Consider the following 15,364-nt stretch of genomic DNA (forward strand, 5'->3'; position numbering starts at 1 on the left):
GGTGGCTCTATTGGGAAAAAAAGGTTAGAATTATTGCTGAATAATTTTACATTATGTAAATATTTTCAATAAATTTTTTCTGTTAAAGTCGGCTCGCCGCTCCACGTTCCCAAGGGCCAAGAATGAATATGTACGCACAAACAACCCAAGAAAAAAGACAACTCTGGATTATTTTACTCATTGTCTTAATTAGTTTTATTGGTTCATCTATTGCTTACCCCATTTTCCCACCTTTGTTTTTACAATCCACGGATCAATCAATTATTTCCCCGGAATGGAGTGAAACAAGCAGACGTATTTTGCTGGGGCTAACCCTTGCAATTTTTCCTTTGGGACAATTTATTGGCTCTCCTATTCTAGGAAGAAATTCTGACCTGTACGGCCGCAAAAAAATAATGGTAATCAGTTTGGCAGGAAGCATACTGGGGTATTTATTGACTGTCATCGCATTTTGGACAAACAGTTTCTGGTTGTTATTATTTAGCCGCTTTTTAACCGGATTCATGGAAGGAACTTTTGCCGTTGCAAGGGCGTTGGCCACTGAATTAACTACAATTAGCAAGTTTGTAAGCTTTGGTAGAATTAACAGCATGGCTGGCATTGGCTACATCATTGGACCAATCATTGGTGGTTTACTATCAAACTCAAATATTGTTCCCTGGTTTTCATGGTCGTTCCCTTTTACTTTTGCAGCATTCGCTTCAATTATCACCCTGAGCCTTGCCTGGTGGAAATTACCAGAGCATAAAACCCTATCCAAACCTGAAAAAAAATCCATATTAAGCCAACTCAATATTATCCGGCAATTCAAGCTCTTATTTCAAAATCATCCCCATTTAATCCATCTGCTCATCATCAGCACATTGTTTACCTTCGCAGTGGATATGTTTTATGAATTTGGCCCGGTTTATCTGGCGGGAAAATGGTTTATGTCTCCAGGCATGATTGCGGTTTATAATGCTGCATTGTCAGCTGCCCTTGCTTTAGGTGCCGCATGGCTTCCACATCATCTTTCAAAACATATGCCCGTTCATAAAATGATAATCTTGGCTATGATGACCACTGCTCTGATTTTTGCGGCGATGGTTGCTTTTCAATACCCATCAGCCCTATTTTTATTGTTCACACTTATTGGATTTAGTATCACTACTGTGACAACAACGATGACGATTCACATATCAAACATGTCTCATACTGCTATTCAAGGAGAAGTCATGGGTGCACAATTAAGCTTGCGTACTCTAGGTGATGCTATTATTTGCTTTGTTGGTGGGTTTCTAATTGTTTTATCAATTATCACCCCTATTATTTTATGCGGTATCACTGCATTGACTGCTGGCATTTTGTGCTTGGTATATTTAAAACCAGCAGTCTAAATAGGTTTGTGATGATTGAATAGTAGTACCCTTATGCAGGTAGAGCCTTTCGCTGTTGATCATAGTAATAACTCATCATTGATGATTATTTATTTATTGAAAAAATGCATTTAAATTATTTAATTTATTGATTAATAAGTAATTTTTTATTTTAGGTGGCCCTATGATTTTTTCGAAATCTCTGTTAAATTAATTCGCTGTTGTTTTTATCAGAAGAAGTTTGCTTAAAGCACTTTTTTTCGTGTAGTTATTTTTTAAGGATGAAGAAATTGTTAAAGAGTAAATATGGATTTGCATTAGCTATTTTTGGATTCACTTCAATTAGTGTTCAACCAAGCATTGCGGCTGCTTCGCCTGTAGTAAAAAAGCACGCTGTTTGGAAAGATCAGATTGAAAAAAAAGTTGATTGGTTTTCAATGAGTTGGCGTCCTTTTGCAACGGTATCATTAGGCGCAGCATTCACTGATGATGCAGGTAAGTCGCAATTTATTTCTATTGACGATCCTGTTCAAGATGAGTCATTTAGTTATTCTGCCGACGATACGGATCAATCTAAATTTATATATGGGGTTTCGCTTGGGATAGAAATTCTATTAAATCCAAGTTGGTTTTTACAAACCGGGTTTAGTTATTATCAACCCATGGAATTTAATACCCAAGGTGTTGTGACACAAGGCGCGTCGGATGTATTAATATTTGATTCATTTTCATATAAGTATGATATACAGGCATACCAAGTATTATTTGAAAACAAACTATTATATAACTGGATGTACCAATCGCTGACTTTCCATCCGTACATTTCAGGAGGTATCGGGGTTAGTTCGAATACTGCAAAAGATTTCACTGTCAATATTGTACCTGAATTTAGCACCTTTAGTAATCAATTTAAGGATGAGACGCGTACCTCTTTCTCGTATAGGGTAGGGGCGGGTGTAGATTATGATGTGACAAATCATATCCGTGTAGGTGTGGGCTATCGATTTTCTGACTTTGGTAAAGTGGAGCTTGGAAACGCTTCAATCGACGGTGTTCCCACATTTAATAATTTATCACAATCTCATTTATATACTAACGAAGTATTAGGACAAATCACTTTTGTGATTTAAAGGAGATGTAAAGCCTGGTTTGGTTTTATATAGACTCCAACAAAGTACAAAATTTACTTCAGATGCTTAAATTTTAGGGATATGATTGGCGTTTTGAGTGTGATCTAAATTGTCATTCAAGTGATTTAACTCATTCTTCTTACTCAATGATAGTTCCTGAGCTTTAGGCATCTGTATTTGAATTAATAGATGTGCTTTTGAGCAGCTTATTTTTTAAGCATTGTATTAGACTATCAAAGGATGAACAATGAAATATAAATATCATTTGTGTGCGGTTGGTTTTTGGGGGATTGTCGCTTCAATGAGCAGCTTTGCCTTACCTTTCAATATTAATCCCCAAGGTACCTTACCTACCACTGTTCCTGTAGGAGCAAGTGTGAATGCTGCATACACGGTGACGAACAACACCTTATCGATGCGGTTTAATAATTTTGTTAAGTGGCTTCCACCTAATGTAACTCAGGTGCTTGAGCCAACAGATCCGACTGTTTGTCCACTTTTTTTTAATTTAGGGCCAAATGGTTCGATTAATCAAAGTTGTACTTTAAAATTGAAAATATCCGGTGCGGTTAATCGGAATGATCCTGATCCTCACCATCATTTATTTGTTTGCTTTCCTGGGGGCAAAACCTGTGCCGGCCCAACACTTGATAATTCGTTAAATGTAATTGTAACCAACGCGCCACCAGAAACCCAAATTTCTGTTGCAGTGGGGGGCTATGGAACTTTAACTTCAGGATTTCCGCTTGTTTATACAAGTAATAATAATGGCGCTACCTGGCCCACTCCGGTATTACCACCCACTGTTGGTCTTCCCGGTAATCAAGCAGCACTTATTGGTGTGGCGTGCAATGGAAATCTCTGTACTGCCATTGGTGCGGTTTTCGGACAGGTAGATGATACGTTGCCTTTTTCATATTCAAGCTCAGATAGAGGAGCAACCTGGTCTGCACCTAACCTTTTTTTACGGACCGGTCCTCTTGCAACCAGTAATGAGATCCTCCTTGTTACTGTGAGTTGTGTGGGTAGCAATTGTGTGAGTGGAGGAACATGGCGGGACAGTGTTTCTGGAAATCGTTATCCACTGAGCTATTGGAGTTCTAATAATGGCGTCACCTGGTCTCAGCCTACGTTTCTTTCAACTGCAGCTCTTCCACCTGGAAATGAAGGTGCAAGACTTGGTTCAATTAGTTGTGTTGGAACAAATTGTTCTGCAGTTGGTTTTTATAATGACGCTACAGGCGATCGCCAACCTGTGAGTTATTTCAGTGCAAACAATGGAATGACTTGGTCCGAAGCAATCATACCAAGTACTGCTAATTTTCCAGTTGGATATGTAGGTGGTGCTAAGCTGATGGGTGTAAGCTGTGTTGGCACGAATTGCAGTGCTGTGGGTGAGAGTCCTGACCCAGCAAATCCTAACGGAAATTTACCTCTGAGTTATACCAGTGCAAATGGTGGAATTTCCTGGTCTTTAGTAAGGTTTCTTTCAATAAATGGTTTGCCGCCTGGAAACAATGGAGCGTTTCTAAATGGAGTGAGCTGCGCCGGTGTTCGTTGTTCTGCGGTGGGATATTACAGAACAAGTACGGATCAGGTATTGCCTGTGAGTTATTTCAGCGCAAATAATGGAGTAACTTGGTCAGAAGCTATATTTCCTCCTACAAGCGGGATTCCTGCAGGCTTCGAGAATGCCCAATTAACCGGAGTTTCATGTAAAAATAATATATGTTCAGCAGTTGGCTTTTATAACGATCCAATGGGCACTACATTTCCTCTAACTTATCAAAGTTTGGATAATGGAATAACCTGGACCCTCTTTTTGCCGAGTATTGCTTCTATTCCTGGCGCTACTTCAGCTGTTACGTTTAGTGTAGGTGGTTCTGAAAGTGGTCTTTTGCAAACCTAATCTTGGGATAAAGCTAACTCAGGATGTTTCCTGGGTTAGCAAATTACCTTAAAGCAAAATTAGTATTATTTCCGAATCTAATTGCAGGTGAAATTTATCTGGGATCCTGGATAGTTGTTCTCAGTGATAGATACCCTCGATAAAAATCCATGATTGAGTAAGCCTGATATTGGCCATTGCAATTGTTGATGCTCTATGACTTTGCCATTACACGAACTCAAAATAAGTTGTCCGTTATTATTAAAAATAGAGAAATTTTTGTTATCGGGTAAATTTTGGAGTGTCTCCCTGGATAAGGAGGTCATTCTGGGGTTAGTGATGAGTGCTGCATATATAAAATCCATACGACTTTCTATGGGCTCACCACACATTGATTCAAAATATTTTTGCGCGCAAAAGGATAATGAGGCTGCACTGCCAGCAAGGGTTTTTACAGAACCTTTTTCTCCAGAAGGTAGACTGCCTTCTTTCATCAGGAAATTACCTTCCTTGTCTGCCAAATAGAAACTATTGTGCTCTTTACGAATATCCAAACTTCCTAATTTATAGGCTCCATCTTGACAACCTGTGGGCCCCAAGGCATCGGTTACAAGAATAATTTTGTTTTTAACCGCATTGTGTATGAGCGAAATAAATGAGGGAGATAAATGTACACCATCAGTAATGAGTTCCACCCCAGGCGGACAATGCTCAGGATTTTCGAGTATCCATTGTACTACATGGCTTTTGGGGTCACTTAAAGTAAGTGGTCGTGTCTCTCTGCTACACGATTCTTGACACCCATTGCCTAGGTGCGTAAATCCACGAGCGCCCGCCGCAATTGCACGGCTAAGGATCTCCTTATCATCCGGATTGCAGTGACCAATAAATACTGTTACAAAAATACCTTCTTGTTCAAGTGACTTTGTCTGTCTAATAAAATCTTCTGCACCTAATAAATCAGGCGCAATTGTGATTTTCCAGTGTTTAATGTGAGGCGCTACATCAATAATATCCCTAAATTGTTCCATACAAATACTATTTTGTAATGCATCTTCAGCATGAGCACCTTTACAACTCTTTGAGATAAAGGGGCCTTCTAAATGTACGCCAAGAAGCTGAGTATCACCTGGGGTAGGATTTTGTTCTTGTTTGTGAATAAAATCATTAATTTTTATCAGTGATTTTTTTAAGGCGGGGATTGGCATGGATACTAGAGTTGCGAGCGCATAAGAAAGTCCCGTGTTTCCTAGTGCTTTAACAATCCGATCCAAGCCTTCATCACTTATTTCATTGCCTAAATCAGCAAAATCAATACCGCCCTGGCCATGAACATGAGAATCCAGCATCCCTGGCATGAAGAAATAGCAACCTTTAGAATCAATTATTTTATCCTCTTGAAAAGATGATAAATCAGCATCAATATTGAAAATTATTCTTGCCCCATCTTCGGTAATTTGCACGTGTTTTAATTCTTTAATCCCGGCATGGTTATAGACATAAATATTTTTAATTAGCATTTAATACCCTCTTAGGGATGAGCTCCACAAACAATTGCCGGGCGCTTAATCTATTCCGGTCAGAGCTCTAAATACATGTTTTAGAACCGGACCCCCTCAGGAAATGCCCTAGAGTTTCACTGCTAAATTGGCTAAAATCGCACGTCGATAAATCAATTTTTTTTATGATTCATTGGCATCCTGCACTATTGTAATTGTAACAAAATATGGGAATGAGATGAATGGAGTGTTCCATAAGGTTTTGTTTACATTTCTACTGTCTTGGTGAAATGTAACCAAATCCTAAGTGATCTTCTTTAATCTGAATTCTTATTTGTATCGGATAGTACACCTTGAATTCTCGGAGAAAATATTTATGTTTAGCCGCATTTTTGTTAGGGAAACATCTGAAGGCATGGCAAGTAAAGCTGCTCGAGCTATTCAAATGACAATTATGGAAAATAATAAGAAAAAAATACCTACCGTTTTGGGACTGGCAACAGGGAGTACTCCTGAACCTTTATATAAAGAATTAGTTCGTCTGCATAAAGAGGAAAATTTAGATTTTTCATTGGTTATCACGTTTAATTTAGATGAGTATTTAGGATTAGGACCAACGCATGTTCAATCGTATAATTACTACATGCATCATCATTTTTTTGATCATGTTAATATCAAGAAAGAGAATATTCATATGCTTGATGGAACCGTTCCACTTCAGTCAATTGAACAGCATGCGAAAGAATATGAAGAAAAGATTAAAGAAGCGGGTGGAATAGATATTCAAATTTTAGGTTTGGGCGTGAATGGTCATATTGGTTTTAATGAACCCGGCTCTTCATTTGATTCTAAAACACGATTAATACAGTTAGATGATAAGACCCGCGAGGCGAATAAACGATTTTTTAATTCAAAAGATGAAGTGCCCACCCATGCGATAACAATGGGCATTGGAACGATTTTGCAACACAGCAAAGTGTGTTATTTGCTCGCCTCAGGCTCAACAAAGGCAGATATTATTGCTGCTGTTAATCTGGCTTCTTCACCGAATCAAGATATTCCGGCAACCGCTTTATATGCTCATAAAAATGTTACAATCATACTTGATAAAGAAGCAGCGTCCAAGTTGCCATCGTTGGTTAAACCAACAACATCCCCATTACTGTCGCGAAGCATCTATGCTCCTAAAGTTTCGGAAGAACTCAAAACAGTTCCTGTTAATGGGGTCAATGAAGTAAGAATAAATCTAACCTGATAAGACATCTAAAGCAATTCATCCAAACCCTATATTCAGGAAAGACGAATATGGGGTTAATTTTTTTAGTTGCAAACGAAGAGCTTGAAGAAGGTAATGAATTTCTTGTGATACGTTCATTGGCGATGCCGTGTTGGTATTTTTTGAAAATGGGTATTGCAGAAGGCTAAAGCAAGTCTACGGAATATTTACTTGAGAGCTAAATCTTTATCTATAAATTGTGGTTTTTATAGGATAAAGTAGGCTGGCTCACTGAGTGCAGCAGCTCAGCACCAACCTACTGAGTTATGATCAATTAATTATCATCATCATCTTTATTGAGAAGCCGCCTGGCCATTTTGATAATTTAACTGGCTTTTTCTATATTGTGTTTGGTAGTTCGGTTGGCCAGCTTGATAATTTACTTGATTATTTTGATAATTTAACTGGCTTTTCCTATATTTTGTTTGATAGTTCGGTTGGCCAGCTTGATAATTGACCTGATTATTTTGATAGTTTAACTGGCTTTTCCTATATTGTGTTTGGTAGTTCGGTTGGCTAGTTTGATAGTTCACTTGACCATTTTGATAGTTTAGCTGGCCATTTCTATATCTTTTTTGATAATGTACCTGGCCATTATCATATCCTACGTTGCCTTTATAATATTTGGTATTCCCATATCCAACGTAGGTGTTATTGTAGTAACCGATGGGTTTATTATAGTTTCTATAACCCCCGTAATGTCTCGTTTTTCCAGTATTATAGACGATATTGTTTGAGTAATATCCTCTTGTTCTAGAGTAAGCGCTAGGCCAATAACCGTTGGTATTACCATAATAGCCATCATGCCAGCCTGCCCCATAACTACCTACTCTATAATAATTAGTAGTATATCCCGGAGGAGTATAACCAGCTGAATAGACATGATTGGCACGGTATCCAGGTGAATTCACGGTGGTCGTAGTACAACCACTTAGACCTATCAGAGTTGCAGCAATCCCCACGAGCTTAATTGTTTGATTCATAATGACCTCCTGTCGTTAAAATGCAATTTCATTGTAGTATGAGATTATAATTTGATCAAACTGGAATTTAATGATCCATGTCTCATTGCATTGGGATAGGAGTTCATTGGATGCTTGAACAGTTGGGAAATCCTCTATTTTTGAGAATGGATAAAGTTTTTTATCTCAATAAAGCAATAGCGGAGAAATGGTTCGTTGAGTTTTATTTTAGAAATTCCTTCTTTATGATCTTTTAAAGGAATTACTTCAATTAGAAGCGTATTGGCATTCAAGTTAAGGGCGTTGATCGTTTCTTTTGTGTCCACTCCATATCGATCGGAATCTAATTTTCCATTTCCATGTAGGAGGCAATTACGAATTTTAGAAATATTAACGAGCATGTTCCAATGCGTGTTATCAACAAGGTAGCCTAGTTCGCTCAGAACGGGTTCAAATCGTGATATGCTTGCCTTTTTCTTAATTAACAATGGGTCACATTCATAATACAGGGCTTCTTCTAGTTTGGCGTAAATTTGCAGGAAGGTCGATTCAACTAGAGTCTGGACGCTTTGTTTATAAAACTCCAGAGCATGCATTTCTTCTATTGTGAGTTCATTAATATTTTTCTTCGCTTCGAGATGAGCGAGCTCTTTTTGAATGGATGCAGAGATTAATTCGTAGAGTTGTAGTTGATATTCAAAATGAATTGTTTTTAGAAATTTAAATTGCTTCATCGCTCATTATCCATGTCAGACAGTTGTTCTGCCAAGAAAATAGACTGAGTAGGATATCACTTTGAGTCAGTTATGTCTCATCCGAAGATGTTGAGTAGCCAAGAGTGCTGTGCCTTAACTCCTCATTTGCCCGAGTGGTTATTTCTTCAGATCCCAACGCATTCCTTTTTATCACATTATCTCCAGTAGAAGTATTTGAGTGAAATAAAGAATCAAAATGCAAGACATCTTTAGGGCTTTCTTGGTACTCATCTGAATCTGGCGGTAAGATACTGTAACTGTGTTTTACCTGAACTTCTTCTTTATTTAAATTGAGTCGAGTATAGAGATAATTTATTGCTGGGTCAGCAAGTTCATAAGCACCAGTTACTGCCAGGGCGGGCAAAAGTAAAATAGAAACAACTGCAGCTGTTGCTGCAGAAACCACAGCAACCGGTGCAAGCAGCAAAAAGAAAAGGACACTTGTCGTTGATAATGAAGTAATTATGGGGCCATTTCCATAGTTGGAAGTCATAATATTTTTAGAAGGATATAGCCAGTTTGTAAATTTTTCAGACAACTTTCCGGCAGACCATAAAGCACCGCCGATAACTATAACAGGAGAAAGGAGGGCAAGCATGGCCAGTAACAATGCTACTAGTACTACGCTTGCAGCAGCAGTAAATGGCAATAGGAGTACTGTCAATATACCAGTCAGGACCTGTTTCATCTTTTACCATATTATTGGTGTGTTTTTTATTTTAACAGGGTGACCTTAAGCAATACTTAACTACATTTACTGGAAAAACATAAAGCAGGTTAGACTTTAATTTTTGAATAAAAAGCAGCTTTTTTGCCTACATGCCGTTCCCGACCCCCAAGACTTGTTTGCGGTGTCATGCTGCTCCTATAATGCGTGGAGTAAAGACTTTTTGGTTTCGTAATGATGCGCTCACTTGATCATAGAGTAAGTTCTTAAGCTATACTTTTTTTTATGGAATATAGAATAGAACATACTGATTATGATTAGTAGAGAAGAAGCCCAACGACGAAAATTTGTGGATTGCCAAGCTTTAATAAAAAGCATACGTCAAAATCTTTCAGAGTGGGAAAACACTGAAATGCCTCCTCAATACCGTGAGACCCACCAGGACGTTACCCAGGTTGTAAGCAATGAGGTGGAGCGATTAGACAAAGCTTTAGTCGCTGCTGCCCCTCCGGATGAGGAGGGCCGCCTCAATGAGGTTTATGAGTCGCTCCAAGACCTGAGTAAAAAAACTACAACCGCGCAACTGCTGAGTAATGCTGTGATTATGACCTATGATCTCAGTAAAGAGAAACGGCTTGATCCTAAAGCACTACAAGAAGTAGGTATCAATTCCGTGAGAGTCGCATGGAATTTGGCCACTGACTTAGCCTTTGATAAATCCAAATCTTTTACTGAAAAAATGATGGGTTTTGCTAAGGCGTGCGGTAATGGAGTAATTGGCATGTGTCAAGGTGCCCTAAAGGGGTTTGATGAAGGTAAAGGTTTTTTCGACACAATAAAAAATATGGTCACAGGAGGGTTTGAACAGGGCATGGGAGGGTATAATAAATCACTTGCTACGAGTTTGTTGGGCGAGAAGGAGCGAGGAAAGCAAATTATATCCGATCTTAGGGCAGAACATGACAAAGTAGCGAAAGAGTTTGAGGATGATCCTAAGAACTCCATAAAACAAGCACGAAAAGCAATTATCGATGAGGAAGCCATCTATTTAAAGGATCTTGAAGACAGATTAAATAAAAGCTCAGGTAAAGAACTCTCAAATACTGTTCGCTCTTTGGAAGTATTACAATTAAGCCATGCGGGTACGTCACTTCAAAGTTCTGGCTTGTCATTTCTGCATCGTCTTGTTCTTGGCGATGACAAAAAATTAGATCGCAGCGTAGTAGAGAAATTAGGAAAGGATACGTTAAATGTCACCAGAAATATAAATCAACTCCTCGATGATTCGGCTAAAAGTATGCCTTCTAAATTATGGGATATGACTAAAGCTTATGCTAGTGCAGCAGGAGATGGAATAACAGCGTTTGTGAAAGGTTTCGAGGGGGGCAATTTAAAAGAAAAATACGTAAATGCTGTAGAAAAAGGTTTTTCTACTTTTATGGAAAAATTTTCTAAAGCACTGGATAAAAGTAATTCCCCAAAAAAATTAGATGCCGAGCCAGATTCGTTCGAAATGACTGCCCTCCCATCAACGAATAAACCACCGTCTATTCCACCGATTGAATCAACCCTCCCCACCAAGAAAGAGCCAACCGAAACGGCTAAAGTAGAAAGTGACTTGAATATAAAAAACGGCTGATATCTTAAGGGACTACTGAGCGCATGATGGGATTTTGCAATGAAATCAATGTCTCTGTGGATTGAATTTCATCGATAAGCTGAATTTTATTAACGAGTAACTGCTGTAAGGTGTCTATGGATTGGCACATCACTTTGATAAAAATATTAAAATGATGGCCAATCGTGTAATATGCTTCGATGACTTCCTCTAAATCCTCCAGTTTCTTTAAGACCGCTTGATAATCTTTTGCATGATTCAAAGTAATGCCAATGAAACAACAGACATCATATCCTAATCGCTTGGGATTAATATGGACATGTACCCCTTCAATAATACCTGCTTGCCGCATTTTTTCTACACGGACATGAATCGTAGCAGGACTTACGGCACAGGCTTTAGCGAGTTCTGCATAAGCAGTACGTGCATTTTTTATTAACGCATTCAGTATTTTTCGGTCAAGATTATCGATTGGATAATTTTCCAGGTCTTTCATGGTTATTTATTAAAATTTATTTAATTAAATTGCCATTTTAATAGATATTATTTTCTTTATCTATGTTTATTTTAAATTGGTAATAAAAATAAACTAAAAATTCAATATAATGTTAAGTTCATTTATTTTTGAGGCAGTGTAATGAAACAGGCATTTATTGAAAAGCAAAAGCAAATAAGCTTTGTTAAGGGCTTTTTTTCCCGTGAATTGGAACAAAAATTAGGTCTTATTGAGGTGCAAGGGCCATTATTGACTCGTGTTGGAGATGGTGTACAAGATAACCTGTCTGGCACAGAACAAGCTGTTTCTGTGAAGGTTAAAGCCATGCCCAATCATTCTTTTGAGGTTGTTCATTCTTTGGCTAAATGGAAAAGAAAATTACTTGGAGAATTTGCATTTCAGGCAGGGGAGGGAATTTATACTCATATGAATGCTTTAAGGCCTGACGAAGAGACATTAAGCCCGACCCATTCAGTTTTTGTGGATCAATGGGATTGGGAGCGTGTCATAGACTATAAAGACCGTTGCTTAAGTTATTTGAAAAAAACAGTCATTGAACTCTATGAATCGATAAAAAAAACAGAACATATAGTCAGTGATTTGTATGGTTTGACCCCATTCCTTCCTCAATACATTCATTTTATTTATACTGAAGAATTACGCGCTTTATATCCTCATCTATCGCCTAAAGATCGAGAGCGGGCTATTACTAAAAAATATGGGGCTGTTTTTTTAATTGGGATAGGTGGTTCGTTATCCGATGGAAGACCTCATGATTTACGTGCTCCTGATTATGATGATTGGAGTTCAGTGAATGAAGTAGGATTAACCGGCTTAAACGGTGATATTTTAGTTTGGAACCCGATAATTTCAGATGTTTTTGAAATTTCTTCTATGGGTATTCGAGTCAATGAGGCCATATTAAAATACCAATTGGCATTAACAGGTTGTCAGCATCGTTTGGATTTTGATTGGCACCAGAAATTAATATCCGGTTCTTTACCTCAAACAATTGGCGGCGGTATTGGTCAATCGCGTTTAGTGATGCTGTTGTTGCAAAAAAAACATATAGGCGAAGTCCAATGCAGTGTTTGGCCTGAATCCGTAGAAATTTGACCTACTCTGAGAGTAAATTCAGGGCATAAATCCAAAGATACTGCATTTGGATTATGCCTATTACTCAACTCTTATTCAGACCGTTTCTGATAATCTCCGTCCTACATCGTTTTACTGACACGGTTTTCAACTTCTTCGCCTACTTCATGACTGTCTTCATAGAATTTACGTAATCGCTCGATAGAGACGAATCGCACACCCTCAGCATTGGTATCGGCAAATTTATCAAAAAAAGCGCTCCATTCGCCATTAGATGCCTTTAACCCTATTCCAAAAGTATCAGAGCGTGTTTCCTGTTGTCTGCATGCATCTAAAAATTGATAGAAGCTGGCTTCAGTAATCACCAATTTGTTCGTCTCTTCATTTTCTTCTGCATAGTCAAGCAGCTCACTCCATCGTTCTTCATTAATGGTTCCATCCAGGTTGTAAATCCGCGTGCTTTGAGGATGATTGAGTACTCCAACTGCGTGTTTGGCTTTAAATATGGAAAATGGACAGCCGCTGACTTTCATTCCACCAGCAGCCGATACGATGGCTGCATTGGAGCGTGCTGCAAGCCAACTATCTCCCAGACGTTCATTTTGTTGGCTAATCGAGGTATAAGAAATTCCCTCGGGTTGGTTGCCGCCAAAATATTTCATATGTTTTTCTAGTGGAGTGACTGTTCTGGATGGGGATTTTTTTTCTTCTTTTTCATCTACGTCTACTTCCATTTTTAATTCCATATCAAAAGCTCCTAATTAAATAGTCCAATTAGATCAAATACTTACATCGCGAAAAACATAATACCTTAATTTTTTAAAATGATCTAATTACTCCAATTGACTTCATTTTGCATGTAAAATAGCTTCAATGCGGAGTGATAATTAAATGTTCTTTTGATTAAAAATTGAATTAAGTACTAAAATTAGTATATGGGAGATAAACGACACATTTACTTATATGGATATAAATCACAGACTCGCAAAAAGCTCTATTGTTTTCAAAGAATATGTGAACAAGTATGCGTATATAGGATTAAGCATTTCTATTTGTAGTATCTTCATTGCGTCACTTATTGTGTCGTATCAAATAACAGGATTCATCAATCTGAGTGGTTTTGTTAAAGCTCAAACAACAAATCCTGCCATTTGGGTTCTTGATCTAAGTCCTTTTCTCTTTGCTTATTGGGGCCAGTCATTTTGTCATGGATTGGCCAATACAGCAGAATCTCTTGTAGCAGATAAAACCAAGGAACTTCTATATAAAAGCGGTGATCTTGAATCAAAACTCAAATATGAAAGCGAACATGATTATTTTACTCAACTACCCAATGCGCTCCTGTTTAGTGAACAAATCAGACAAGCAATTGATAAGATTGAGAAACCAAATGAGTTGGCAGTGATTATCTTAAAATTGAATGATTTTAAGACTGTTCACAACAATTTTGGTAATTTTAACGCAAATAGTGCTTTAATTCAGTTCGTTAAAAAATTAAAAGATATGTTGCTTAATCCTTTTATGCTACAGGCTACTATGGGAATAAATAGCATTGCCCGGATAGAAGGTGATGAATTTGCTTTATTGTTGCCAAGATTAAATAAAAATATCAATTTCAACGCGTTGTTAGAAGCTATTATTGGAGCAACTACTCTTAATTTTATTGTAGATGGGATTCAGGTACATATCAGTACTACTGCAGGCGCAGCTATATATCCTCAGGCTGGGGAAAATGATGTTTCATTAGTGAGTCATGCTCGAACTGCTGTTTTCCATGCAAGAAAGAAAAGTAAGCCTTTCGCTATTTATAATTCGAACATGGAAGACGATTTTACTTCAAACCGAATTGTGATGAATTCGTTAAAAAAATCAATAGAAAACCAAGAAATCAAGATCTATTATCAACCCACAGTAGAGCTGGCAACAGGTAAAATAATTGGTGCTGAGGCCAAGGTTCGTTTTGTTCATGAAAAATATGGATTAATCAGTGCGGAAAAGTTTAATCCGCTTATTGAGGGCTCAAGTTTAATCCAACAACTAAGCTCATTTTTGTTAATCGATGTCATAAAGCAACTCGTACTTTGGCATCAAGAGGGACATAAAATATTTGCCTCTGTTAACTTATCTGTTCAAGATGTTATTGATGTGAAATTACCTGATTTTGTAGAAAAATTACTAAATAAAAATAAAATTGCACCTGAATATTTAATATTAGAGTTCAATGAACGTGCCTGTTTATCGGATCAAGAAAAATCAACTGAGGTGTTAAATCAATTAAGCGAATTAGGCGTTAAAATATCGATAGATGATTTCTGCAGTGGTTATTCTTCGTTTACATATCTGGTAAATTTTCCTATCAATGAAGTTAAAATTGAAAAATCCCTCGTTCTGAACATGATTAAAGACAAGAAGAAATCTAAAATTGTCGAAGCTATTATTAAGCTGGCGCAAACTTTAGAGTTAAATGTTTTAGCTGATGGGATAGAAAATCAAGAAATTAGAGAGCAACTGCAACAGTATGGTTGCAGGTATGGGCAGGGATTTTATTTCTCACGTCAGGTAAGCCCTTATGAATTTATGGCTCTGTTAAATTCAGAGGTAACGGGATAGCAAAGAAGAATCA

13 protein-coding genes are annotated in these 15,364 nt (G+C 37.7%); 7 read left to right on the forward strand and 6 right to left on the reverse strand.

The genetic code is table 11. The features are described 5' to 3' along the window. Window positions 1-122 precede the first annotated feature (122 nt). The 3 genes from FOLKNPGA_RS04440 to FOLKNPGA_RS04450 all read left to right on the forward strand — a co-directional run bounded on the left by FOLKNPGA_RS04440 (window position 123) and on the right by FOLKNPGA_RS04450 (window position 4,394). The gene (locus FOLKNPGA_RS04440) at window positions 123-1,376 is read left to right on the forward strand and encodes an MFS transporter (protein WP_232890639.1); all 1,254 of its coding nucleotides are present in this window, start codon (window positions 123-125) and stop codon (window positions 1,374-1,376) included. A gap of 260 nt (window positions 1,377-1,636) precedes the next feature. Further along, the gene (locus FOLKNPGA_RS04445; RefSeq protein WP_232890640.1) at window positions 1,637-2,485 is read left to right on the forward strand and encodes an outer membrane protein; all 849 of its coding nucleotides are present in this window, start codon (window positions 1,637-1,639) and stop codon (window positions 2,483-2,485) included. A 247-nt stretch (window positions 2,486-2,732) separates the two neighbouring features. Beyond that, window positions 2,733-4,394: a glycoside hydrolase gene (locus FOLKNPGA_RS04450; protein ID WP_182351859.1), complete on the forward strand. Its 1,662-nt coding sequence runs from the start codon at window positions 2,733-2,735 to the stop codon at window positions 4,392-4,394. A gap of 77 nt (window positions 4,395-4,471) precedes the next feature. Here FOLKNPGA_RS04450 and FOLKNPGA_RS04455 read toward each other — a convergent pair whose 3' ends face one another. Further along, window positions 4,472-5,893: an N-acetylglucosamine-6-phosphate deacetylase gene (locus FOLKNPGA_RS04455; protein ID WP_182351860.1), complete on the reverse strand. Its 1,422-nt coding sequence runs from the start codon at window positions 5,891-5,893 to the stop codon at window positions 4,472-4,474. Between the two features lie 355 nt (window positions 5,894-6,248). Between FOLKNPGA_RS04455 and nagB the strand changes: the two genes are divergently transcribed. After that, a complete protein-coding gene (gene nagB / locus FOLKNPGA_RS04460; protein WP_182351861.1) occupies window positions 6,249-7,127 on the forward strand; it encodes a glucosamine-6-phosphate deaminase in 879 nt (292 codons plus the stop codon). Between the two features lie 314 nt (window positions 7,128-7,441). On the opposite strand, the gene FOLKNPGA_RS04465 is transcribed toward nagB, so the two are convergent. The 3 genes from FOLKNPGA_RS04465 to FOLKNPGA_RS04475 all read right to left on the reverse strand — a co-directional run bounded on the left by FOLKNPGA_RS04465 (window position 7,442) and on the right by FOLKNPGA_RS04475 (window position 9,553). After that, window positions 7,442-8,131 carry a hypothetical protein gene (locus FOLKNPGA_RS04465; protein WP_182351862.1) on the reverse strand — a complete coding sequence of 230 codons (690 nt, stop codon included), beginning with the start codon at window positions 8,129-8,131 and terminating at the stop codon, window positions 7,442-7,444. 134 nt (window positions 8,132-8,265) lie between these two features. Then, window positions 8,266-8,844, reverse strand: coding sequence for a hypothetical protein (locus FOLKNPGA_RS04470; RefSeq protein ID WP_182351863.1), 579 nt, complete (start codon window positions 8,842-8,844; stop codon window positions 8,266-8,268). 70 nt (window positions 8,845-8,914) lie between these two features. Further along, window positions 8,915-9,553 carry a hypothetical protein gene (locus FOLKNPGA_RS04475; RefSeq protein WP_182351864.1) on the reverse strand — a complete coding sequence of 213 codons (639 nt, stop codon included), beginning with the start codon at window positions 9,551-9,553 and terminating at the stop codon, window positions 8,915-8,917. Window positions 9,554-9,845: 292 nt separating this feature from the next. Between FOLKNPGA_RS04475 and FOLKNPGA_RS04480 the strand changes: the two genes are divergently transcribed. Next, a complete protein-coding gene (locus FOLKNPGA_RS04480) occupies window positions 9,846-11,171 on the forward strand; it encodes a hypothetical protein (protein WP_182351865.1) in 1,326 nt (441 codons plus the stop codon). A 4-nt stretch (window positions 11,172-11,175) separates the two neighbouring features. On the opposite strand, the gene asnC is transcribed toward FOLKNPGA_RS04480, so the two are convergent. After that, window positions 11,176-11,646 carry a transcriptional regulator AsnC gene (gene asnC / locus FOLKNPGA_RS04485; protein WP_182351866.1) on the reverse strand — a complete coding sequence of 157 codons (471 nt, stop codon included), beginning with the start codon at window positions 11,644-11,646 and terminating at the stop codon, window positions 11,176-11,178. A 141-nt stretch (window positions 11,647-11,787) separates the two neighbouring features. Here asnC and asnA point away from each other — a divergent pair, with 141 nt between their 5' ends. After that, window positions 11,788-12,762, forward strand: coding sequence for an aspartate--ammonia ligase (asnA, locus tag FOLKNPGA_RS04490; RefSeq protein ID WP_182351867.1), 975 nt, complete (start codon window positions 11,788-11,790; stop codon window positions 12,760-12,762). A gap of 101 nt (window positions 12,763-12,863) precedes the next feature. Here the strand turns inward: asnA and FOLKNPGA_RS04495 are convergent, their stop codons facing one another. After that, on the reverse strand, window positions 12,864-13,487 hold the full coding sequence (locus FOLKNPGA_RS04495; RefSeq protein WP_182351868.1) for a caleosin family protein: 624 nt from the start codon (window positions 13,485-13,487) through the stop codon (window positions 12,864-12,866). Window positions 13,488-13,704: 217 nt separating this feature from the next. Between FOLKNPGA_RS04495 and FOLKNPGA_RS04500 the strand changes: the two genes are divergently transcribed. Continuing rightward, window positions 13,705-15,351: a bifunctional diguanylate cyclase/phosphodiesterase gene (locus FOLKNPGA_RS04500; RefSeq protein WP_182351869.1), complete on the forward strand. Its 1,647-nt coding sequence runs from the start codon at window positions 13,705-13,707 to the stop codon at window positions 15,349-15,351. Window positions 15,352-15,364: the final 13 nt, after the last annotated feature.

Source organism: Legionella sp. PC1000 (assembly GCF_014109805.1).
GTDB lineage: Bacteria > Pseudomonadota > Gammaproteobacteria > Legionellales > Legionellaceae > Legionella > Legionella resiliens.

Coding starts and splice junctions, on each gene's coding strand:
- FOLKNPGA_RS04440 (WP_232890639.1), top strand. CDS start 123: ATGAATATGTACGCACAAACAACCCAAGAAAAAAGACAACTCTGGATT.
- FOLKNPGA_RS04445 (WP_232890640.1), top strand. CDS start 1,637: ATGAAGAAATTGTTAAAGAGTAAATATGGATTTGCATTAGCTATTTTT.
- FOLKNPGA_RS04450 (WP_182351859.1), top strand. CDS start 2,733: ATGAAATATAAATATCATTTGTGTGCGGTTGGTTTTTGGGGGATTGTC.
- FOLKNPGA_RS04455 (WP_182351860.1), bottom strand. CDS start 5,893: ATGCTAATTAAAAATATTTATGTCTATAACCATGCCGGGATTAAAGAA.
- nagB (WP_182351861.1), top strand. CDS start 6,249: ATGTTTAGCCGCATTTTTGTTAGGGAAACATCTGAAGGCATGGCAAGT.
- FOLKNPGA_RS04465 (WP_182351862.1), bottom strand. CDS start 8,131: ATGAATCAAACAATTAAGCTCGTGGGGATTGCTGCAACTCTGATAGGT.
- FOLKNPGA_RS04470 (WP_182351863.1), bottom strand. CDS start 8,844: ATGAAGCAATTTAAATTTCTAAAAACAATTCATTTTGAATATCAACTA.
- FOLKNPGA_RS04475 (WP_182351864.1), bottom strand. CDS start 9,553: ATGAAACAGGTCCTGACTGGTATATTGACAGTACTCCTATTGCCATTT.
- FOLKNPGA_RS04480 (WP_182351865.1), top strand. CDS start 9,846: ATGATTAGTAGAGAAGAAGCCCAACGACGAAAATTTGTGGATTGCCAA.
- asnC (WP_182351866.1), bottom strand. CDS start 11,646: ATGAAAGACCTGGAAAATTATCCAATCGATAATCTTGACCGAAAAATA.
- asnA (WP_182351867.1), top strand. CDS start 11,788: ATGAAACAGGCATTTATTGAAAAGCAAAAGCAAATAAGCTTTGTTAAG.
- FOLKNPGA_RS04495 (WP_182351868.1), bottom strand. CDS start 13,487: ATGGAATTAAAAATGGAAGTAGACGTAGATGAAAAAGAAGAAAAAAAA.
- FOLKNPGA_RS04500 (WP_182351869.1), top strand. CDS start 13,705: ATGGATATAAATCACAGACTCGCAAAAAGCTCTATTGTTTTCAAAGAA.